21 protein-coding genes and 2 pseudogenes are annotated in these 20,418 nt (G+C 61.0%); 11 read left to right on the top strand and 12 right to left on the bottom strand.

All coding sequences use genetic code 11. From position 1 onward, the window contains the following. Positions 1 to 178: 178 nt before the first annotated feature. From ACFOYU_RS00515 to ACFOYU_RS00505, 3 genes and pseudogenes are all read right to left on the bottom strand, one after another. Entirely contained in the window at positions 179 to 880 is a 702-nt protein-coding gene (locus tag ACFOYU_RS00515; protein ID WP_377032055.1) for an IS6 family transposase, read from the bottom strand. Between the two features lie 48 nt (positions 881 to 928). Then, positions 929 to 1,111: pseudogene (locus ACFOYU_RS00510) on the bottom strand (transposase); the annotation flags it as partial. A 208-nt stretch (positions 1,112 to 1,319) separates the two neighbouring features. Next, entirely contained in the window at positions 1,320 to 1,994 is a 675-nt protein-coding gene (locus tag ACFOYU_RS00505) for a FadR/GntR family transcriptional regulator (RefSeq protein WP_377032054.1), read from the bottom strand. Between the two features lie 365 nt (positions 1,995 to 2,359). Between ACFOYU_RS00505 and ACFOYU_RS00500 the strand changes: the two genes are divergently transcribed. Then, positions 2,360 to 2,977 (top strand): recombinase family protein, encoded by a 618-nt coding sequence (locus tag ACFOYU_RS00500; RefSeq protein ID WP_377032053.1) that lies wholly within the window; start codon positions 2,360 to 2,362, stop codon positions 2,975 to 2,977. 92 nt (positions 2,978 to 3,069) lie between these two features. On the opposite strand, the gene ACFOYU_RS00495 is transcribed toward ACFOYU_RS00500, so the two are convergent. Together ACFOYU_RS00495 and ACFOYU_RS00490 are read right to left on the bottom strand one after the other, a co-directional pair. Further along, complete coding sequence (locus tag ACFOYU_RS00495; protein ID WP_377032052.1) at positions 3,070 to 4,158, bottom strand: TRAP transporter substrate-binding protein; 1,089 nt, start codon at positions 4,156 to 4,158, stop codon at positions 3,070 to 3,072. 222 nt (positions 4,159 to 4,380) lie between these two features. Next, positions 4,381 to 4,575: pseudogene (locus ACFOYU_RS00490) on the bottom strand (DDE-type integrase/transposase/recombinase); the annotation flags it as partial. Positions 4,576 to 4,824: 249 nt separating this feature from the next. Here ACFOYU_RS00490 and ACFOYU_RS00485 point away from each other — a divergent pair. Genes ACFOYU_RS00485 through ACFOYU_RS00475 form a run of 3 tightly spaced genes read left to right on the top strand, consistent with a single transcriptional unit; the run spans position 4,825 to position 6,718 of the window. Then, complete coding sequence (locus tag ACFOYU_RS00485; RefSeq protein WP_377032051.1) at positions 4,825 to 5,223, top strand: hypothetical protein; 399 nt, start codon at positions 4,825 to 4,827, stop codon at positions 5,221 to 5,223. Then, positions 5,154 to 5,765, top strand: a complete 612-nt coding sequence (locus ACFOYU_RS00480) for a transposase (protein ID WP_377032050.1) — start codon at positions 5,154 to 5,156, stop codon at positions 5,763 to 5,765. The genes ACFOYU_RS00485 and ACFOYU_RS00480 overlap by 70 nt, the downstream gene beginning before the upstream one ends. A gap of 11 nt (positions 5,766 to 5,776) precedes the next feature. Continuing rightward, on the top strand, positions 5,777 to 6,718 hold the full coding sequence (locus ACFOYU_RS00475; RefSeq protein ID WP_377032057.1) for a PAS domain S-box protein: 942 nt from the start codon (positions 5,777 to 5,779) through the stop codon (positions 6,716 to 6,718). Positions 6,719 to 7,271: 553 nt separating this feature from the next. Here the strand turns inward: ACFOYU_RS00475 and ACFOYU_RS00470 are convergent. Continuing rightward, complete coding sequence (locus ACFOYU_RS00470) at positions 7,272 to 7,793, bottom strand: cupin domain-containing protein (RefSeq protein WP_377032049.1); 522 nt, start codon at positions 7,791 to 7,793, stop codon at positions 7,272 to 7,274. Between the two features lie 68 nt (positions 7,794 to 7,861). After that, positions 7,862 to 8,389, bottom strand: coding sequence for a cupin domain-containing protein (locus ACFOYU_RS00465; protein WP_377032048.1), 528 nt, complete (start codon positions 8,387 to 8,389; stop codon positions 7,862 to 7,864). A 41-nt stretch (positions 8,390 to 8,430) separates the two neighbouring features. Between ACFOYU_RS00465 and ACFOYU_RS00460 the strand changes: the two genes are divergently transcribed. The 3 genes from ACFOYU_RS00460 (at position 8,431) to ACFOYU_RS00450 (ending at position 11,550) form a co-directional block, all read left to right on the top strand. Beyond that, positions 8,431 to 9,030 (top strand): TetR/AcrR family transcriptional regulator, encoded by a 600-nt coding sequence (locus tag ACFOYU_RS00460; protein WP_377032047.1) that lies wholly within the window; start codon positions 8,431 to 8,433, stop codon positions 9,028 to 9,030. Between the two features lie 382 nt (positions 9,031 to 9,412). Further along, positions 9,413 to 10,969 carry an ISL3 family transposase gene (locus tag ACFOYU_RS00455; protein ID WP_377032046.1) on the top strand — a complete coding sequence of 519 codons (1,557 nt, stop codon included), beginning with the start codon at positions 9,413 to 9,415 and terminating at the stop codon, positions 10,967 to 10,969. A 170-nt stretch (positions 10,970 to 11,139) separates the two neighbouring features. Continuing rightward, positions 11,140 to 11,550: a class I SAM-dependent methyltransferase gene (locus ACFOYU_RS00450; RefSeq protein ID WP_377032045.1), complete on the top strand. Its 411-nt coding sequence runs from the start codon at positions 11,140 to 11,142 to the stop codon at positions 11,548 to 11,550. A 95-nt stretch (positions 11,551 to 11,645) separates the two neighbouring features. Here the strand turns inward: ACFOYU_RS00450 and ACFOYU_RS00445 are convergent, their stop codons facing one another. From ACFOYU_RS00445 to ACFOYU_RS00430, 4 genes are all read right to left on the bottom strand, one after another. After that, positions 11,646 to 12,008 (bottom strand): hypothetical protein, encoded by a 363-nt coding sequence (locus ACFOYU_RS00445; RefSeq protein ID WP_377032044.1) that lies wholly within the window; start codon positions 12,006 to 12,008, stop codon positions 11,646 to 11,648. A 227-nt stretch (positions 12,009 to 12,235) separates the two neighbouring features. Then, entirely contained in the window at positions 12,236 to 13,303 is a 1,068-nt protein-coding gene (locus ACFOYU_RS00440; RefSeq protein WP_377032043.1) for a spore photoproduct lyase family protein, read from the bottom strand. Between the two features lie 133 nt (positions 13,304 to 13,436). Beyond that, positions 13,437 to 14,483: a UV DNA damage repair endonuclease UvsE gene (uvsE, locus tag ACFOYU_RS00435; protein ID WP_377032042.1), complete on the bottom strand. Its 1,047-nt coding sequence runs from the start codon at positions 14,481 to 14,483 to the stop codon at positions 13,437 to 13,439. Continuing rightward, positions 14,480 to 15,328 carry a phosphoesterase gene (locus ACFOYU_RS00430; RefSeq protein ID WP_377032041.1) on the bottom strand — a complete coding sequence of 283 codons (849 nt, stop codon included), beginning with the start codon at positions 15,326 to 15,328 and terminating at the stop codon, positions 14,480 to 14,482. The genes uvsE and ACFOYU_RS00430 overlap by 4 nt, the downstream gene beginning before the upstream one ends. A gap of 428 nt (positions 15,329 to 15,756) precedes the next feature. Between ACFOYU_RS00430 and ACFOYU_RS00425 the strand changes: the two genes are divergently transcribed. Together ACFOYU_RS00425 and ACFOYU_RS00420 are read left to right on the top strand one after the other, a co-directional pair. Continuing rightward, on the top strand, positions 15,757 to 16,290 hold the full coding sequence (locus tag ACFOYU_RS00425; RefSeq protein WP_377032040.1) for a DUF2231 domain-containing protein: 534 nt from the start codon (positions 15,757 to 15,759) through the stop codon (positions 16,288 to 16,290). 48 nt (positions 16,291 to 16,338) lie between these two features. Then, complete coding sequence (locus ACFOYU_RS00420) at positions 16,339 to 16,824, top strand: deoxynucleoside kinase (RefSeq protein WP_377032039.1); 486 nt, start codon at positions 16,339 to 16,341, stop codon at positions 16,822 to 16,824. A gap of 193 nt (positions 16,825 to 17,017) precedes the next feature. On the opposite strand, the gene ACFOYU_RS00415 is transcribed toward ACFOYU_RS00420, so the two are convergent. Further along, positions 17,018 to 18,028, bottom strand: a complete 1,011-nt coding sequence (locus ACFOYU_RS00415; protein WP_377032038.1) for an SDR family oxidoreductase — start codon at positions 18,026 to 18,028, stop codon at positions 17,018 to 17,020. 244 nt (positions 18,029 to 18,272) lie between these two features. Between ACFOYU_RS00415 and ACFOYU_RS00410 the strand changes: the two genes are divergently transcribed. After that, positions 18,273 to 19,388: a spore photoproduct lyase family protein gene (locus ACFOYU_RS00410; RefSeq protein WP_377032056.1), complete on the top strand. Its 1,116-nt coding sequence runs from the start codon at positions 18,273 to 18,275 to the stop codon at positions 19,386 to 19,388. Positions 19,389 to 19,466: 78 nt separating this feature from the next. Beyond that, on the top strand, positions 19,467 to 19,976 hold the full coding sequence (locus tag ACFOYU_RS00405) for a DUF892 family protein (protein ID WP_377032037.1): 510 nt from the start codon (positions 19,467 to 19,469) through the stop codon (positions 19,974 to 19,976). The last annotated feature ends 442 nt before the right edge of the window (positions 19,977 to 20,418 follow it).

Raw genomic sequence — 20,418 nt, 5'->3', positions numbered from 1 at the left:
GCACTCATCAACCGGCGCTCGCTGAACAGTTCGAGTGGCTCGCCGCATAAGCGGATCACAGCCATCTGCTACTTTCTCATCCCTACTCCGGGTTTGCGACAAAGCCAACCCGGATCCCACTCAAGACGGTGATGTCACGGTAACCTACGCGACCGCGATAAGCCCAGCTTTGTTGAATTCAGGCGAGTACGCCCGCCGCGGACTTCCATGCCGCCATGGCTCGTAGACGGTAGACGTGGGTGGCGAGGGCAGACCGGTGCGAGCGCGGTGGAACGAACAGGTTTCTGGCAGCTGAAAAGACCGATGTGAACTGCTGCAGGCTGCCTGCGGATCGAAAGCCCTGCATCATCCTCTCCCGTTTCCTCAGCGGGACATGCGACTTCTCAGCCCTGTTGTTGAGCCCCTTGTGGGACCGGTGCTCGACCCTCGGCATGACTTGGAGTCGGGCTGCTCCGTATGAGGACAACTTGTCGGTGATGATGCGCTTGGGCGCCATGCCTTGCTTCTTCATCAGCCGGGTCAGCAGGCGCTTGGCCGCCTTGGTGTCGCGCCGGCTCTGGACGAGCTCGTCAATCACGTATCCGTCCCGATCGACGGCACGCCACAGCCAGTGCTTCTTACCAGCGATGCTGATGACCACCTCATCCAGATGCCAGACGTCATGAGGACTTGGCTGCTTGCGGCGGAGGCGCCGGGCATAAGCCGGTCCGAACTTCTTACCCCACCGGCGGATCGTCTCGTACGAGACGACGATGCCGCGCTCGAGCAGCATCTCCTCGACAAGCCGGAGGCTCAGAGGAAATCTGAAGTACAGCCAAACGGCATGGGCAATGATCTGGGGTGGGAAGCGATGGCGCTTGTAGCTGATGGGTTTGGTCATGCCACAGCTCTTAGAGCAGAAGCCTCTGACCAAAAGTTACCGTGACATCACCCCCTGGTCGCGCTCTGCCTGCCGCACCCAGTGCCGCAGCGTCTCGCGCGAGCAGCCGATCTTGGCCGCAATTGACAGGATCGCCTCATACTGTGAGGCGTACTCGCCCCGGTGTTCGAAAACCATCCGGACCGCCCGCTCGCGGACCTCTGGTGAATATGGGGGTGTTCGCTTCGTCATGGCTCCATCCTGTCAGGAGTTGGAGCCTCCGGGAATCCGGGGGCGGTTCACCTCGTCACTCCTGAGTTAGCTCACGGTATCCCTGGCCGCAGGAACAATCGGCCTGTTATCCAAGCAGAGGTCCAGTTCTGGGACACGCTGCGGGTCGAAATAGGGCGAGGCCGAGTGCAGTTCTAGAATCAACCACGCGAGCGCCATGTGATCCTCCCTACTCTGTTACCTCATGCACCATGACGGCACGGACAGCACTCAGATGATCGAACATCGCCTGCTGTGCGGCCGTGGGATTCCGCGCCGCAATAGCGTCGACAACAGCGATATGCATGCGTCCATGCTGTGCTGCGTACTCCTGCCGGCGCGCCCGGCGAAACGCAAGGTCCTGCTGCCGCTGCCAGCGCGCGCGGCCACGCACTGATGACAGAACATCGAGAAACGCAATCAGCAGCGGATTGTCGGTGATCCGGGCAATGCCCTTGTGAAAAGCGTCGTCTATCGGCTCGTAGGCCTGCCAGTCAGGCGCCTCACTGCTCCTGACTGCAAGACCACGGAGAAATACGATATCGTGGGGGGTGGCGTGGAGCGCCGCCGCGCCCGCAACGGGGGGCTCAATCAGGAGCCTGGCATCGAGCACATCCGCCGGAGAGGCCATCCCGGCGAGGACTGACGGTCGGATCGGCTCGTAGGTTGGGCGTGGCCCTACGAAGGTGCCCTGGCCCACATGCCGCCAGATGAGCCCCTCCCTTTCAAGCACGTCGAGCGCCGCTCGCAGCGTCTCCCGGCTGCAGCCGAGCCGCGGCGCCAGTTCCCGTTCAGGCTCCAGCCGGTCCTGCGGCCCATAGGCCTGATCCTGCAGGTAGGCGCGAAGCTGCCGGATAGTATCCACTGTCGATGAGCGTGTTCTGGGCACGAAGTTTAGACCAATTTATAGACCAATCCTGGTGAAGTCTATGTAGCAGTCCAAGTCTGGTTGCAAAAGCTCCGGACGCATGCAGTCCGGACAGGCCATCTCGCTATGCTCTTGCTCACCACTGAGGCGATGCCATTCCGCTTACACAACCCTCCAAACCGGCAGCGCGCATGTCGTTTGGCATGTCTGCGCAGGCTGAAAGGGGGGAGGAGGAGGACATTCGAGGAGGGCGGGTGGAATCGGATTAGCGTTCGGTCAACATCTTCGGTGGTCATCTCAGCTTGTCCAACTTGCGCATTCCCCACCAATTTTTCTGGCCCTGAGATAGGAGGTAGACACCAATGCTGATCGGTCTGGCACGAAAATCAGTCTTGGATGGAGACGCTGGCTTGGAAGAGCAAAAGCGCAATCTTTTGGCAGCTGGAGTCGAGAAGGTATTCTGCGAGAAAACAGAATCTCTCCGGGCACGGCCCCAGCTGGAGGACGCTATCGAGTTCGCGCGGGAAGGGGACACTCTCGTTGTGGCGGATCTATCTGGACTGTCTCAGAGCGTGGCAGATTTTGTCACAACCCAGAGGCGGCTTGCTGAGAAGGGCGTTTATCTTCGGGTTCTGAGCCTTGGCCTCGACACACGCGATGGAATGGGCCAACCCATCATGGACCTCATGAATACAGTCTCCCAGTTCGAGAGACAGATTGCGTCAGAGAGGTGGCGCGAAGGCATTGCGCGAGCCAAGAGAGAAGGGAAGTTCAAGGGAAGAACACCCACGGCCCGGGCCAAAGCGGACGAGGTGAAACGCCTTGCCGCATCCGGTCTCACGAAGTGCAAAATCGCCGAGCGCGTCGGCATCAGCAAACGCAGCGTCTTCCGGATCCTGTCGGAGAAAACAGAGCGACAGCAAATAAGCCCCAAGACCAAACACAGGGGCCAAGCTTTGCCTGCCTCCCGATTGGGCTGACCCTCGGTCGCGTTCTACCGGCTGGGATGTACCCAGTGCGATCAGAAAGGGCAATCCGTGGATCGCCCTCTCGGGGTTTAATCAATACATGATTAGCCACGCGCGCGGGCACGGATCATGTAGGTGTCGAAGGCATACTCGGCCACCTGGAACCAGAGGTACTCCTCATTCCGGAACGCGCGGATGGAATCGATCATCTTCTTGAAGTCTGCATTCTGGGCAGAGATTTCAGCATAGACCTCGTTTGTCGCCTTGTAGGCAGCATCGAGGATCTCCGGCGAGAAGGGGCGCAGCTGCGCCCCGGCGCCAAGCAGGCTGCGAAGCGCCGCCGGGTTCTTGGTGTCATACTTGGCGAGCATGTCCATGTTTGCAGCCATGCAGGCCGTTTCTAGGATCGCTTGGTAGGTCTTCGGCAGAGATTCCCATTTCTCCTTGTTGAACATGAAGTGGATCGTCAGGCCGCCTTCCCAGAAACCCGGGTAGTAGTAGTAGGGGGCGACCTTCTGAAAGCCGAGTTTCTCGTCATCGTAGGGGCCGATCCACTCCGCGGCATCGATGGTACCGCGCTCGAGCGAGGGATAAATGTCGCCGCCAGCCACCTGCTGCGGAATGACGCCGAGTTTCTGCATGACCTGGCCGGCAATGCCCGCAATGCGCATTTTCAGGCCCTGCAGGTCCTGCACGGTCTTGATCTCCTTGCGAAACCAGCCGCCCATCTGAGTGCCGGTGTTGCCGCCCGGAAGAGCATAGAGGTTATGCTTGGCCATGAACTCGTTCACGAGGCCGATGCCGCCGCCGTGATACTGCCAGGCATTAAGCTGACGGGCGTTCAACGTGAACGGAACTGCCGCAGCGGCGGCGAAGGTCGGGTCCTTACCAACATAGTAATAGGCCGCGGTGTGGGCCATCTCGACCGTGCCAGCGCTGACGGCGTCAGCGGCTTGGAAGGTGCCGACGATTTCGCCCGCCGCGAAAGGTTGGATCTGGAACTTCCCGTCTGTTGCGGCGGAGACGTACTTTGCGAGAAAATCAGCCCCACCGTAGATGGTATCCAGCGACTTCGGGAAGCCCGAGGTCAAGCGCCAGCGTATCTCCGGCGAGGACTGGGCGACAGCCGGAGCGGCAATTGCGGTTGATGCAGCGCCGGTCGCTGCTGCTTGTAGAAAATGGCGGCGTTTCACAGTCCTACTTTCCTCTTGGTGAATCGCGACAGAGCATCTAGGTATTTTGGCGCGATCTGTCATGGTGCATGCAAGTATTTCAATGCACTGACATGCGAAGGTGCATGCGAAATTACCGATATGGCATTTGCCGGAGTTCCGCAATTCACCGAGCGAGATTGGGAAGGGTTGTGTCGGGAATTTGGAGAGGGGATGCGAAAGGCCAATCGCTCGGTAGAGCGTTCAGGCGGCAGGCAACTCAAACTGCTTGGCGAGGGATGGCTGCCGATTGCAGGCATACTTCGCCTGTTGTTTGCGCATCATGTGGACCAACTCGATGCCACCCAGGATCATTCGGGCAGTGACAACGGATTGGAAGCCGAGCATCGGCCGGATGCACCGTTTGATGGCGCGATGATCCTGCTCAATGCGGTTATTATCGGGCATGAATAGGCGCGACACCTCCATCCACTTTTCAGACATCTGAAGGGTCGGTTACCATCAGCAGACCGGGATAGGGGTGTCGGGAGCACGTAAGGTGGGCAGGCCGTCGTATCTCATGAGCTGAGAGCTCGTGTTATTATCTGGCCGCCCCTTCGACTGGCCCGGGTGCGCTGCGAGCGCGGATCCGTAGGTGTCGTGTGGTCCACTGGCTCCCGAGGTTGTCGAACCGAACAGGAGCCGGAGATGAGGATCATTGCTCTCGATGTTCATCGTTCCTTTGCCCAGATGGCAATCCTGGAGAATGGAGTTATCCGGGATGCCGGTAAGGTGGATCTTGAACGGAGCCGCCTGCTGCACTTTACCCAGTCGCTGAAGCCGGACGACGAGGTCGTCCTGGAGGCGACCGGCAACAACAGCGCCATCGTGCGCCTGCTGTCGCCCTTCGTGGCGCGCGGGGTGATTGCCAGTCCCAACCTGGTGCGGGCGATTGCCTGGGCCAAGGTCAAGACCGACAAGATCGATGCTCGCGTGCTGGCCAAGCTCATGCCAGCGGGATCCTGCCCGAGGTCTGGATGCCGGACGAGGAGACCGAGGCCCGCCGCCGTGTCTCGGCGGAACGCACCCAGCTGGTCGCGCAGATGACCCGCCTCAAGAACCGGATCCACGCGGTTTTGCACGCTCACCTGATCCCACCTTATCAAGGGAACCTGTTCTCAAAACGCGGGAGGGCCTGGTTGGGGGCCCTCCCGCTCGCCGAGGAACAGCGTCGGGTCATCCTGCGCCATGCCGGTGAGCTGGATCGTCTCTGCGTGGAGCTTGCTGAAGTGGACAAGGGCTTGGCCCAAAAAGCTCTCGAGGATCCGCAGGTCAGACGGTTGATGACGATCACGGGGGTGAATGCCACGGTGGCCATGAGCGTCCTGGCAGCGATCGGCGACATCAAACGCTTCTCATCGCCGCAAAAGCTGGTGAGCTACTTCGGTCTCAATCCGAAGGTGCGGCAGTCGGGCGATAAGCCCGCTTATCATGGGCGCATCAGCAAAACAGGGGCGGGCTCATGCCCGCTCGATGCTGGTCGAGGCAGCCTGGGCGATCTCCGGCGTACCAGGCCCTCTGCGGGCCTTCTTCGTCCGCATCAGGAACAAGCGCGGCAAGTCGGTGGCGGTCGTGGCAACGGCCATTGACCTTGTAAGGCATACCGTTCTCAGCTTCGGCGGATCGCCTCTATACCTCACGGTCGGTCCGGCGCGTCACTCCGGAAGGACATTCAAACGGCATTGACACTGACGGCTCCCGCTTCCCGGTCGAGCTGGCCATCAGCCCAATCGGCAGCGGGGACAGGCCGCGGTTTACGGCGTACTTGCGTGACATCACCCTTCGTAAGCAGGCAGAAGCAGCTCAGCGCGAAAGCGAGCAGCGCCTTCGCTCCACCTATGAGCATGCCTTCACCAGCATTGCCGAGGTGGATGCCGGCGGGCGCTTTCTGCGGGTGAATGAGCAGTTGAGCATCATCACCGGCTACAGCCGGGACGAGCTGCTGCAGATGACCTTCATCGACATCACCCATCCCGACGACCTACGGATGGATCTCGATCAGTTCCGCCGGCAGATGGCGGGCGAGATCGAGGCCTATACACTGGAGAAGCGGTATGTCCACAGGGACGGGCACAGCATCTGGATCGAACTGTCGGCCTCCCGGGTGGACGATGTGAACGGCAGACCCCTCTATGGCATCCGCGTGGCGCGCGATATCACTGGGCGCAAGCGCGCCGAGGAGCATCAGCGCCTGCTCATCAACGAGCTGAATCACCGGGTGAAGAACACCCTCACGACGGTGCAGTCCATCGTGTTCCAGACTTTGCGCAATGCGCCAACCCCGGAGGACGCGCAAACCGCTCTCGCAAGCCGCTTGATCGCCTTGTCGAAGGCGCATGACGTGCTGACCCGGGAGAGCTGGGAGGCGGCAAGCCTGCACCAGATCGTAGCGGAGGCCATGGAGCCGTTTCGGGCCTATGGTGAGAACCGGATCAAGGTTTGGGGGGCCTCAGGTTCGCCTGCCACCCTCAATGGCGCTGGCGATTGCCATGGCGCTCCAGGAACTAGCGACGAACGCGGTGAAGTATGGATCTCTCTCTAATGAGACCGGCAACGTGGAGATCCGCTGGAGCTTGGATAGGACGAACAGCCCGGCTCATCTCCATCTGCGCTGGCAGGAGAGTGGTGGGCCGCCTGTGCGCCCTCCAAGCCGCAGAGGCTTTGGCACACGACTGATCGAGCGGAGCCTTGCCGGGGATCTCCATGGTGAGCAAGGATTGAGTTTGCCCCGACCGGGCTGGCCTGCACGATCACAGCCCCGGGACCTGGCCCACTGGCCGCAGCGGCATAGTCCCGCTGGACACGGAGGAGGCCTCGCGCGTTCCTGCGCCTTTTCGGCTGCTCCGGGCATGCTCTATGAGCGGTGGGCGGACGCATCTCGCTTTTGATCCCATCAGACCATCAGCAATAGTAACTTCATCTCATAAGGCGAACGCTGATGAGAAATGAACGTCTTCAGAAACGGTGTCGTTTCAGGACGCGGCGACACAATGCAAAGGCAAGCAACAGGAAAACGGTCTGCCCGTCACCAGCTCCGCCAATCGACCTTTGGCGGTAGATTTATCCTGACAGCCCACCTAGGTGGAGCGATCTGCTCAGCCCAGTGGCTCTCCTGGAAAGCGCAGACCGAAGCGTTCGAGAAGCACAGGAACAGTCTCGGGCTTCATCTCAAGACTGTAGCGCTCACATAAGCTGGATAACGTACGCGGCTCAGCCTGGGTGACACCACCCAGGCTGACTAGCTCGTGGAAGAACTCCTCGAACCCAGCCGGGGAGATGATCTCCAGGATGCGGGCGGGCTCATCGCTGGCATTCCAGAACGTATGCCATTGATTGCGTGGCTTGAAGATCAGATCGCCAGGTTTGCCGATGAGGACTTCGTCTCCCAGCAGCGCGCCCACCTGCCCCTCCAGCACGAAGCTATACTCGTCCTCGCGAAGGTGCCGGTGCAGGGGAGCGGCCAATGCTCGTGCGGACATAGGGTGCTCGACCATGGAAAACCGCTGGCCCGCCTCCTGTCCGTCAACCATGAACCGCACGCCGATACTGCCTAAGAACCCGGCCATGCCGTCATGTGGGCCGACAACTTTCGCCTTCGTTGCTCCCATGGCTTCCATGGTCGCCTCCATCAAAGTTACGGAGCACATGCAGGATACTTGCTCCGAGCGCTGCAAGGCAGGAGCGGTTATCCTGCTGGATGAGGGGGAAGCAGAAACTCCAAACCGTTTCTCTTGCCGATCTCCAGCACACGAGGAATGTCAGGCGCACCTGATGGCGGCGGAAGCTCGCGGGTACCGGGCGGCATTGGGTCGCCTGCCTCGCTGAAGAAGCCATCGTGTGCCTTGCCTGGCGAGTTGATGATCAAAAGGCGACCCGGCGTCTGGCCCACATTCTTGAAGGCATGAACGGCCCTGTTGGGTACCTTCACGAAGCTGCCGCTCGAAGCGGGGATCGTCTCCCCGTTGATCATGAACTCGAAGGTGCCGTCGAGCACATAGAAAGCCTCGTCATCGGAAGGATGACGGTTCGGCGGGGCTCCGGCCCCAGGAGCGGTCAGTGACTCTACGAGGCAATAAGCCCCGCCGGTGTCAGGACTACGGGCGTGGAACCGCAGCAGGTTGCCGAGGAGATGATAGGTGTCGGTCTGGGGAGTGGTCATGGTGGTCCTTCCGGTTTCAGAACGGGACAACTCTTGCTCAATCCACAGGACCAACGTATCATAATGAGACGCTTGTCTCAAGAGAGTTGTTCCCGTTGCGTCTCGACATCGGACGAACCAACCAGAAAAGCCGTACCCGGAAGGCGCTCCTGGCAGCGGCCCGCCGGGTGATGGAGCGCGGCGAGCCTGTGACCGTGCTGGCAGCCGCCCATGAGGCTGGCATTTCGAAAGCCACCGCCTACCGCTACTTCTCCGCATCAGAAGCCCTGATCCTCGAAGCTGCCCTTGATGCAAAGGTTCTTTCACCCGAGGAGATCGTCGGAGATGCTCAGGACGTGCGGGAGCGGGTGCTTCGTGTGCAACGCTACCTGTTCGCGCTCACCCGTGGGTCTGAAACCCAGTTCCGGCTGTTCCTGGCGCGGGCTCTCGATGCCTCCGTCGCGAAGGGAGGGCAGGCCAGCCGAGAGATACGGGGCGGACGCCGCCTGCCGATGTACGAGCATGCGCTTGCGCCCGTGCGCTTACAGATGAAGCGCAAGGACTTTGAATTTCTTGTCCTCTCGCTCTCTGCTGTCTCAGGCGTGGAAAGCTATCTGGCGCTTAAGGACGTGTGCCGGGTGGACGACAAGATGGCGGACAGGATTGCAGCATCCAACATCGAGGCGATCTTAGATAACCTCCTGCCGCAGGCATGAGACCGCACCGCCCTGGCTATGCTCTCAGGAGCAGCAGGAGTATCCTAGGGCAGGTTCAGCTCTGTTCCGGGGGAGGGCCGACTTATGGCAGAGGCATCCCGTCACGACGCTTGGCAAGCCGGAGATAGCTATGATGCCTATATGGGACGGTGGAGCCGCCAAGTTGCTCCACGATTCCTCAAATGGCTCGACGCACCCGACAACTTGGATTGGCTGGAGGTCGGTTGCGGAACCGGTGCATTGTCCGCCGCAATCGTTGCGCAATGCAGGCCGAGAAGCCTCATTGCGCTAGACTGTGTTTCGGCGTGCAATGTTGGCTCTGACGCAGTTTTGGTGCAATTGGGGGCTGAACTGAGGCTGTCTTCCGGAAGGAGGCAGCATCATGCACCCAAGCCTGCGCCCCTCAGCTTTGATCCCGCCCGGCCTAATCGTGGATCAGATCCACGCTGAGCCCCAGCAAGTGACCATCACTGTCCATTCCGCTCACCGATCTGTTGCATGCCCTTCCTGCGGCACCATCTCCTCACGTGTGCATAGCCACTATCTCCGGTACGTGGCGGATCTGCCGCTGGCGGGTCGCCCCGTGGAGCTCTTGATCCGGGCGCGGCGCTTCCGCTGCGATGCTGTGCGATGCGGACGGCAGATCTTTACCGAACGCTTTGCCCCGGATGTGATTGCCCGCCATGCCCGGCGAACCGCCCGGCTCGAGGGTATCGCCCACCACCTCGGGCTGGCTCTGGGCGGACGGCCCGCAACGCGCCTGGCCCGGCGGCTGATGCTGCCTATGAGTAAGGATACGCTCCTGCGCATTGTGCGCCGGCATGCCCGCCTTCCTTCCGAGCCGCTGAGCGTCATCGGGATCGATGATTGGGCTTGGCGCCGCAATCATCGCCACGGCACCATCATCTGCGATCTCGAACGGCGGCGGATCGCCTCTCTCCTCCCGGACCGGGAGCAGGCCACCGCACAGGCATGGCTGGCCAGCCACCCGGAGATTTCGGTTGTTGCTCGCGACCGAGGCGGCGGGTATGGCGAGGCTGCGGCCAAGGCGCTGCCAGATGCGGTGCAGGTCGCGGATCGCTGGCACCTGATGGAGAACGCCAGCCGCGCATTCTTGGAGGCTGTCCGCAAGTCGATGCGCCAGATCCGTCAGGTCATCGGATCGGCAACAATCAACTCGCACCTTCTCACTTGTGCCGAACGCATTCAGTACGAGGGCTACTTGCGCCGCGAGGAGACCAACGCAACGGTCATGGCTCTCAGCGCGGACGGCGTTCCGATCAAGCAGATCGTCCGGCAAACGGGTATGAGCCGCGGCACGGTACGGCAGATCCTGCGAGGCGGCCGGAGCGACGTCTTCCGCCAGCGGGAGAGCAGTCTCGAGGCATACTGGCCGCTGCTTGAGGCCCTCTGGACCGGAGGATGCCGCAATGGTGCCGAGCTCTGGCGGCGTCTGCGGGCCAGCGGCTTCCGCGGTTCGCTGCGCGTTGTGGGGGAATGGGCCACCCGCCGCCGTCGGGCTGAACGGATCGGAGACGAGCAGCTTCAGCGCATTCCATCCGCCAGGACCATCGCCCGGCAGATGAGTACGGGGCGAGATACGCTCTCCAAGACGGAGACCGTGACCATCGCCGCCATCGAAAGCGGCGTGCCAGCTCTCGCCAGTGCCCGCGACACGGTTGCGGAGTTCCAGACCCTGATCCGGAGTGGACGCGAGGCTGACCTGACGTCATGGATCAGCCGAGCGCGTGAGAGCCTTGTGGCATCGTTCGCCACTGGTATCGCCAAAGATGAGGCGGCCATTCGTGCGGCGATTACGCTACCATGGTCGAATGGTCAGACAGAGGGTCAGATCACGAAACTCAAGCTCGTGAAGCGTCAGATGTACGGCAGAGGCCATCTTGACCTCCTGCAAGCCAGATTGATCGGAGCGGAATGACAGCTCACGGCGACTGGTGCACCAAAACTGCGTCAGAGCCAAAATTAGGAGCCGATTGACACTAGACCCGTCCGAAGCCTTCATCGCGAAAGCCAAAACCAACGTTTCAGATGAACGCGCCGAGTTTCGGGTCGGGGACGTCCCTTGCATTGGAGGCCGCCAGCCGGGATATGGTCGTCTCCGCGCTGGTCCTGAACTTCATCCCCGATAGGCAGAAGGCGCTAGCCGATATGAAGCGGGTTGCTCGTCCAGGGGCAATCGTTGGCTTTTACGTGTGGGATTATCCCGGTGGAGGCATTGAGTTCATGCGTGCCTTCTGGAATGTCGCAACGGCCCTGGACCCCAAAGCTCTGGACCTCACCGAGGGCAGGCGCTTTCCCTTCTGCACGGGCGATCAGCTAACCGCTATGGCGGAGGAAGCAGGTCTGGCTTCCGTGGAGTGCAGAAAGATTGAGGTCGCGACGGTGTTTGCCGATTTCGAGGACTACTGGCGTCCATTCACTCTGGGGACAGGGCCGGCGCCGGGCTACTGCACCAGCCTTAATCCTCAGGCCCAACAGCGCCTGAAGGTGAGGCTTTAGGATAGTCTTCCTCGCCAAGCGGATGGGTCGATCCACCTCAAGGCCAAGGCTTGGGCGATCAAGGCGATTGTTCCTTAGCAGCATCTAATGCAATATCAGATACGAGCCATGGAGATCCCGCTCACGAGAATCACACCCACAAGGACAATGAATCCGACATAGATGGCGGGGAAGCCATCACGCCTATGGTGGGCGATCCCGGTCTTGAGGCCGTTCCTCCAGCGATGGAATGTTTCCTGACGCCGCGCCCAAGCAAGCTGTGCTGGCGTCAGGGGCGTACCGGACGCCTCCTCACAGGTGCCCAGCATGGCCATGCCTGGATCGAACACCTCTGTTTTGTCGCCGCTCGCACCGCTGTCTATGTCGGCCTTGAGCATGGCGGCGGTGGGGCTATCCGAATCTGGCGGCTGATCGATGGGATTGATCGTATGGGTCGGAGGGATGTCGGACTTGGTCATGGATTGCTCCCGACAGGGTGGAGAGGAGCAGGGCGGTAGGCTCCCACGCGCCAGTGATGTCCGACAACCCGTCTGCTATGGGAGGGTTCCGATAGGCATTGTCCTCAGCTTCCGGGAAGCTGATGGGGCAGCCAAAAGGGATCCATTGCTTGATCTTCAGCGGCGATGGGGGCGGGCGCTTCCAGGTTGCCACCTGTCTGCCAGCACGGACGGGGATGCCATGTGCGCTAGAACGCGTAACGAACTCCGCAATAGGGGAGCTTGTCCGCCAACAAATCCTGAAAGCGCGTGAGCCACTTCTGCTTCCAAGTCGCCTTGTAGCGCAGGTTCTGCATGCCACCCTCAGACCGCTTCACCTCCTGCAGGTCGGGGCGCCACAGGTACTCCTCAGCCTTGGGGTGCCATCGCAGGTTCACATCGTGAAGTTGTTCGTTATGGGTCAGGAATATGATCTCGGCCCGCAACTGCTCCTTCGCCTTCGGCGAGAGGGTATCGTCGATCTGCTCGAACAGGGGCTGGTAATCCCGCTCCCAGCCTTCGTACATGATAACCGGTGAGAAGTTCAGGTGAACCTCGTATCCAGCCCGGACGAAGTCGTTCACCGCGGCAATGCGCTCAGCGATAGGTGAGGTGCGCACATCGACAACCTTGGCGATCTTTTCTGGCATGAGCGAGAAGCGGATGCGTGTCTTGCCCTGTGGATCGTATGAGAGCAGGTCAAGGTTCACGAACTTGGTGGCGAACGATCCCTTGGCATTCGGCAGGCGCCGGAACAGGCCCACAAGATCATGGACGTTGTCGCAGATCGATGCATCGACTGAGAGATCGCCATTCTCGCCAATGTCATAGACCCAGTGCTGCGGATCGATCTGGTCGGGCGAGGGCAGGGTGCCCTGCCGTGCTGCATGCCGCGCGATGGCTGCGCACGCCTCTTCGATGTTGACGAAGATCGAGATCGGGTTGGCATAGCCCTTGCGGCGCGGAACATAGCAATAGGCGCAGGCCATGGCGCAGCCGTTCGACGTCGAGGGGGCAATGAAGTGGGCGCTGCGGCCGTTCGGGCGCATCGTGAGCCCTTTCTTCACGCCGAGTACGAGATTGCTGCGCTTGATCGTCAGCCAGTCCTCGGCGTTGCCCTCGTTGCCGTGCAGGGATGGGATCTTCCAGTGCGACTCAACGTAGGTGCGCTCGGCATGGGGGTACCTGGTCAGGATCTCCTGGCCACGAGTGTAGGTCTCCACCGCTGGCTCAAGGTAGATCCGCTCAATGTCGATCAACTGCTTCGGGAGGGCCATACAAGGATCCAACAGTCCGCTCTCCCGATGCATAGGGCATCGGTTCGATGCGGAGTTTTTTTAAGAAGATTTGATAACTTATATGGTCATTCCCAGGCGGAATTTCAGCCTGTCAGGCAGCAAGATATGAAGGCTAAGCACCTCCATCGGGCTCGATCTCTAGCAAGGCTGCTTCCTCCTGCTCCAGAAGCGGCGCTTCGGATACGCTCAGGCCAAACCGCGCCGCCACATCGGGAGCATAGCGTAGCAGATCCGGCCGCAGCCGAATGAGCGCCAGATCCTTCACCTTGGCCTCAAGCATCACGTCGAACTCAAGACCATCCACCGTGCGCATGAAAGTGATGAACTCGAAGGGATTGCAGAAGTCCGCATGGCCCGTCCACACGGGGGCGACATTCACCATCGTGCTTTTGCGGGTCTTGCGGTCCGTGCGCTTGATCTGGCGGAGTTCGGTGCGGGGGGACGAGAAGTGGATCTTGGGTTGCTCGCCCTGGGGCCAAGTTCTGAGAATGGCCTCGACCGTCGGGCGCAGCTCCAGCCCTTCCGGGTTCAGGCACCAGAAATGCTGATGGTCGAAGACGAGCCTCACCCCCGTGTGCTCGTGGATCCAGAGCACGTCGGCTGCACTGAAGCGGATGTCATCATGCTCCAGAACAAGCCGCCGGCGGACCGGCTCAGGAAGGATCTTCCAGGTCTCCACCCAGCGCGCGGCACTGGCCTGCCGGTCGCCATAGGTCCCGCCAACGTGGATCACCAGCACCGCTTCCGGGCCGAGCTCCATGAGGTCCAGCATCTCGGCCTGGGACAGGAGATCCCAAATCCCTTTCTCCACCAGCTTCGGGTCTGGGCTGTTCAGCACCACGAACTGCGAGGGATGGAAGGAAAGACGGATGTCCAGGCGCTTGGCTTTTGCCCCGAAAGCCTGCAGCTCGGCGGCGCTGTCCCGCACCATGCCGTGAAACTGCGGCATGTCCGGGTGCGTGGCATAGGGAGCGATGTCCGACGACATCCGGTACATCCGAATGTGATGCCGGTCCAGGTAGTCGAGGATAGAGTCCAGGTACTCCAGGGAGACTTTCAGATGAGGGTTACTGCCCGAGCGCCGGGCATCGTTGCTCTTGAGGTCCGGCTGGCCCATGACCTTGACCGGGAAGCCGAGACGAGCGGGCCGGGTGCTCATGGCTGCACCATCAGGTCGGGTCCGAAGCCGAACTTCTCGACGAACATGTTCCAGGACTCGGGGCGTAGCGCGCCGCCTGTCGCCTGCCTGTGGCCGCTGCCGTAGTTCTCGTCAGCTCCTGGGGGAGCGTTGTCCCTGAGAAAGGCGATGAGATCCAGATCAAGGGCTGTGCGGGCGGCAAAGTGGATCCAGCCTGGCCGGTAGCCCGTGTTGACCGCAAGAACGATGTTGTTCCTGAGCCGGCCACGCCAGGCTTGTGCCACCAGCGGGTGGATCTGGCAGGGCGAGTTGAAGCAGATCAGCGCCACATTGCCCTTCACCTTCGGGGGCACACGCTTGGCAGCCTCAAGCTCCCGTTTGACTTCATCGCGAGCCCCTTGGAGCAGAGCCGTCTCCGGGTGCTCGCCGGAAAGGATCTCCTTGGGACCACCAGCCTTCATGAGGACGTCAAGAGCGGGCTTTGCGTCACCGCTGGCACTGCGTCGCGGCGCATTGAGCAGCGCGGTTGCCTCCCGCAGCACCGTGATCCCGTAGCGCTTGCGCGCGTCCTCCATTTCCTCGAAGCCCGTCTTCTCGGCCATATCGCCGATGATGCCAAGCGCAGAGATCCAGAGCAGATCGTCAACCCCGGCCAATGCGGCGGCGCACCAGTAAGCCAGCAGGCTGGATGTCGGCACCGGGTCCATGTGGAAGCCTGAGATTACGGTTGCCGACCCCGGAGTGCCGGTTGGAACATGATGGTCGATCACCACTGTCTCGGTTCCCGGCAGGATATCGCCCTCGCGCACTCCCAGGTCAGCAACGATCAGGCCACCGGCCGGAGCATGGGACAGTTCGGTGCGCATTGCCTCCGACCAGGGGTTCTCGCCCCGACCCAGTATCCGAACTCGACAGGGGCGAGCCTGCTGAGCGAGCACCCGCGCCAGGAGGGCGCTGGCCGAGAGGCCGTCCGCATCGTTGTGCCCGAGGATCAGCACAGGGGCATCGGCCCTGAACCTGCCGACCGCCTCGCGGAAGGATTGCTGAACAGCTGGAATCAGGTTTTCGGCAGTCACGGCATCTCATCCGCAAAGGGACACCCACTCCAACGAGCAGTGTGGGCCGGAGTTCGTTCCCGTGGGAGTAGCCGTTGCCCCGGCCTTAAACTCAAACGGCGGGTCGTCCTGTATTCGCGCCGTGCGCTCCTGGTGAGCCTCCATCGTGTCCTAGGGGGTGCTCCGGAACATCCAGCTCAGGCCTGGATTGGTAAAGCGGCGAGTTCTGGAGACCTCCCATGGGCACGTATCACCGGCACGACGTCGAGAGCACGGCCGCCGTCTTTCGTCACCCAGTCCATCCGATGCTGATCCCATTCCCGATAGCATCCCTGATCGCTCTGGTGACCGACATAGCGTTCCGAGTCACCAACAACGTATTCTGGGCAGATGTGTCGTTCTGGCTGCTTCTGGCCGGCGTTGTCACGGGTGCAGTTGCAGCCATCCCGGGCATGATTGACTTCTCCACCATCGACAGGGTGCGCAGCCTCACAAGCGCTTGGCTCCATGCGGGCGGCAATGTCATTGCCCTGACCCTTGCCATCATCAACCTGAGCGTGCGCTGGAGCGATCCGGTGGCAGGGGTGCAGGGCTGGGGCTTGGTTCTATCGTTGGTCACAGTTGCCTTGCTGGGGGTGACGGGCTGGCTTGGCGGTGAGCTGTCCTACCGGCATCGGATTGGCGCCATCAACGACGAGAGCGGGGTCGCCGACGACCACAGTGTAGAGGTTGCGCGTGCTGAGAAACGGCGGGTTGCGAACAAAACACGCTGACCATTCCCAAGCTTCTACGTACATTTGGTCTGTGGCTGAGGTTGTTTCATGGTGCGATTGGAAATCGTCGGCGGCATCGGTGCCGGCAAGACAACGCTTGCCCGTGTTCTGGCTGAGGCTTGGAGTTCGCACGTGGTGCACGAGGACGTGCTCAACGTCCCCTTCTTTAGCAAGTTCTACGCGGCTCCTCAGGTCTACGGTTTTGAGAAGAACATCAGCTTCCTTCTCTCGCATGCCGATCTCATCCGGGATGCCGCAGGCAAGGGCGAGGACTTGATTGTCTGTGACTTCGCCCTCTTCCAGGATTTGTCCTACACGGACATCGGCTGCTCGCCGGCTGATGCAGATGCTATAGAGGCTGTCTATCATCGTCTTATCGACCGTGTGGGTTATCCTGCACTTGTGGTTCACCTGCAAAGCACCCCTGATACCCAGCTACAGCGGATCGCACTCCGCGCCAGGAGCCAGGAAACAGGCATTGAACGTGCCTATCTCGTTGATCTGTGTGCAGCCATCGACCGGCGGCTGGAATAGCTGCGATTAGAGGCTCCCGGCTTGACCGTGGTCGAGGTCGACACTGATGAGGTGGACTTCGCCACAAATCCTGCGGCAGTCCATACACTGGCAGGGGAGTTCATCGCTTCCATGGGAAGTGCGGCCCAGATGCTCCCTGGCTATGCAGGCGCAGCGGGAAGGCAGGCCTGAGCATTTCCTGCCGATTGCTGTGTTACCGGCGTGCTCTGCTCGCCGCGGCAAGTCCAAGTGCCAAGCCGCTGAGGATCGCCGCTGTTGCCACCGGGTGCATCTGAGCTTGCAGATAGGGGCTGTTCTTGAGAACAATCGGGTAGCCCAGGCTGCTGCGCTCGGCTCCATCTTCGCGGGGGCTGTAAAGATTGTCCCGGCGCGCGGGGACCCCCGGTTTTCTAGTTTCCTGTGCCCAATACCCAACAGCCTCCATCATCCGGTCGGTCAGGCGCGGGAACAGCCTGCCCATCAGCGGAGCCATCTTGCCGCCAAAGCCGACGGTCAGCTCGCGCCGAGGGGTCTGACAAGCAAAGAGGATCGCCTTTGCAACGAGTGTTGGGGAGTAGACAGGCGGCGGAACCTGGATGCCGGTTCTGAGATAGTTGCGGGCATGCTCGGGAAAGGGCGTGTCGATGGAGCTCGGCTTGATATGGGTGATGGAGACAGGCGCGCCTTCCCGCTCAAGCTCCATCCGGAGCCCGATCGTGAAGGCCCGGACCGCGTGCTTGGTTGCGCAGTAGGGCCCCTGAAAAACAACGGTTCGCTCGCCCAGCACGCTGCCGATGTTGATGATGGCTCCGCCTCGTCGGCGAAGATGGTTCGCAGCCTCAAGGGAGCCATACACCACGCCCCAGTAGTTGACGTCGAAGACCCGGCGATGATCCTCAAGCGTGACTTTGTCCAGCTCGCCGGCTGTTCCAACCGAGGCATTGTTCACCCAGCTGTCAAAGCCGCCAAAGTGCTCAATCGCGGTTCGGGTGATCCGCTCATGGTCCTCGCGCTTGCTGACATCGGCGACAACGTAAGCGGCTTGGGCTCCGTCCGCCCGCAGCTCCGCTGTAATCCGGCGCAATGCCTCCTCATTGCGGGCGACAAGCAGCACACCGGCTCCCGCTCTCGCAGCCATCCGCGCCGTGACCAGGCCAATGCCGCTGGATGCGCCAGTGATCACGATCACCTGCTGGTGGAGAGACCTTAAATCAGGATTGCTCATCGCCTGTCTGCCGGGATCACATGGAAGATGATCCCCAACGCGCGGCGAACACTTCAGTTCAGCATGTGACACATCGGCTTTGCCTTCCCTCTTTGCTTACAATCGGCTGCTCCAAGACACACATAAGAGGTCGTCTAGGCGGGCGGCTCCAAGCCGCCTTTAGACTGTCTTGCGAATGCCACATCCATCCCAAAGCACCCGAGTCCGCTGGCCAGCGGACGTCCGTCAGAGGCAAGTTGTCGTGTTGACCGATCTTGTGAGGGCTGCCGCACAAAGTCCTGAACCACGAACCGACCATTCGTCATCCAGGTTGTGGCGGCCGAAGCGTGTGCTCATTACTCCAGCCGCGCTGGAGTGGGAACATGGGCGAGCCATTCTGGAGCGGGCCGCCGCTCTTGGATCCGAGATCGTTGAGCTCAAGAGCAATCGCCTCACCGGCCTTTCCGGTGAGACTGGCCGGCAGACTTATGTGAACGCCAAGACAACCCTTGCTGTTGTGGTTGCGCCTCCCAGCAAGCGCCGCCTTCAGCCGATCCCACCCAGTGCGGACTGGCGCGTGGATCTTGCGGAGGGTTGCCCGGCTCACTGCCAGTACTGCTATCTCGCAGGCTCCCTTGCTGGTCCGCCGGTCACGCGGGTCTATGCCAACCTACCTGAGATCCTCCACAGCCTGACAGACTATGTAGGCAGAGGAGCGGTGACATCCCGCTCAATCGACAGGGCGCATGAGGGAACGACCTTTGAAGCGTCCTGTTACACGGACCCGTTGGGCATTGAGCACCTGACCGGCTCCTTGGCAATGACGATTGCGCACTTTGGCTCCTGGCAGTCCCCAGTGCAGCTGCGCTTTACGACCAAGTACGATGCGGTCCAGCCCCTGCTCACTCTCTCGCATCAACGACACACCCGGATCCGCTTCTCGGTCAACGCCCAACCGGTGGCGCGTTTCGAGGGCGGCACGGCGCCTGTTGCAGCCCGCCTTCGTGCCCTGCGTCAGGTGGCTCTCGCAGGGTATCCGGTAGGTTTGACGATTGCTCCCATCATGCCGGTGGAAGGCTGGCGAGAGGCTTATAGCGCCCTTCTGCAGGAGGCGGCGCGGCAGGTTGCCGACATTCCGGACCTGGACCTGACGGTGGAGCTGATCACGCATCGGTTCACGCCGGGATCGAAGAGCGTTCTGAACGACTGGTATCCCGGCTCCGACCTCGACATGGACGAGGCCAACCGGGCGCGTAAGACGACCAAGTTCAATACGGTCAAGTACGTTTATACGCCTGATATCATGAAGGGGATGCGCGCCTTCTTCGAAGAAGCAATTAGCAGCTACCTTCCTGCAGCCAAGGTCCTGTACTGGACCTGACCCGAGGTCGACCGAGGCGGCTGGAACCTGGCGGAAGACTGTCTGTTACCGTTGGCGAACTCTTGGAGGAGCACGTTCATGGCTACGGATGCCCGCTCGATCTATGTCACAGCATTGCGCAACACTCATGCGATGGAGCAGCAAGGCCTGCAGCAGATGGAGGCTCAGGTCTCACGCCTGGAGAGATATCCGGACTACGCAGCGCTCCTTCAGCGGCACATCGAAACCACACGCCAGCAGCTGGCTCGCCTCGAACAGGCTCTTCAATCCGTAGGCGAGAGCATCTCCAGCATCAAGGAGACCGTCACCACAGTGGCCGGCACTGTCGGCGCGACCGTGCATGGGCTGTTTCAGGACGAGACCCTCAAGAACCTCTATGCGGGCTACGCTTATCAGTATGAGCAGATCGGAGCCTACCGCTCCCTGATCACCATCGCAGAAAGTGCAGGCGAGAGGGCGCACATCTCGGCCTTCCGTCAGGCGGTGCAGGAGGAGGAGCAGGCCGCCCAGGAGGTTGCCGTGATCATCGAGCCCGTCACCCGCCGCTATGTGGAACTGACCACCAGCGGGGATAAGGCCGACCGCTAAGCGCACTGCTCTCCTTCAGCCTTAAATGTCAGGATGTCGCGTGTGGGCGGGTTTTCGCGTGGCCCCAGACGCCAGCCAAGCCCGCACGCCATAAGTAGCATCACGCACTCAGAGGCACCTGTCAGCAGGGACAGCAGGGTGACCGGTGAATGTGGGGAACACCCACTTCAGCTCCTTGTTGATAGCGCATGCGAGCGCGTGGCTCGCAGCCATGAGAGGTGCCATCATGCAAGTTGACAGTCTGGAGACCCTCTACACTGCCTATATTGCAAAGCTCAGGAACGCCGAGCAGCAAGGGCTGCAAGCCTACGGGTACTGATGAGGTGGACGCCCCCCAACGGCCTCAGTGTGCCAAAGTGGAGGTGTTGAACTGCACCACTTGAGGGAGGCGTCCATGGGAGAGGTTAGCACAATCGGGTTGGATCTGGCGAAGAGCGTATTT

This window comes from Microvirga sp. GCM10011540 (genome assembly GCF_042650665.1).
Taxonomy (GTDB): domain Bacteria; phylum Pseudomonadota; class Alphaproteobacteria; order Rhizobiales; family Beijerinckiaceae; genus Microvirga; species Microvirga lenta.
The sequence above is the reverse complement of the archived record's forward strand: the minus strand, read 5'-3'. Positions and strand labels throughout refer to the sequence as shown.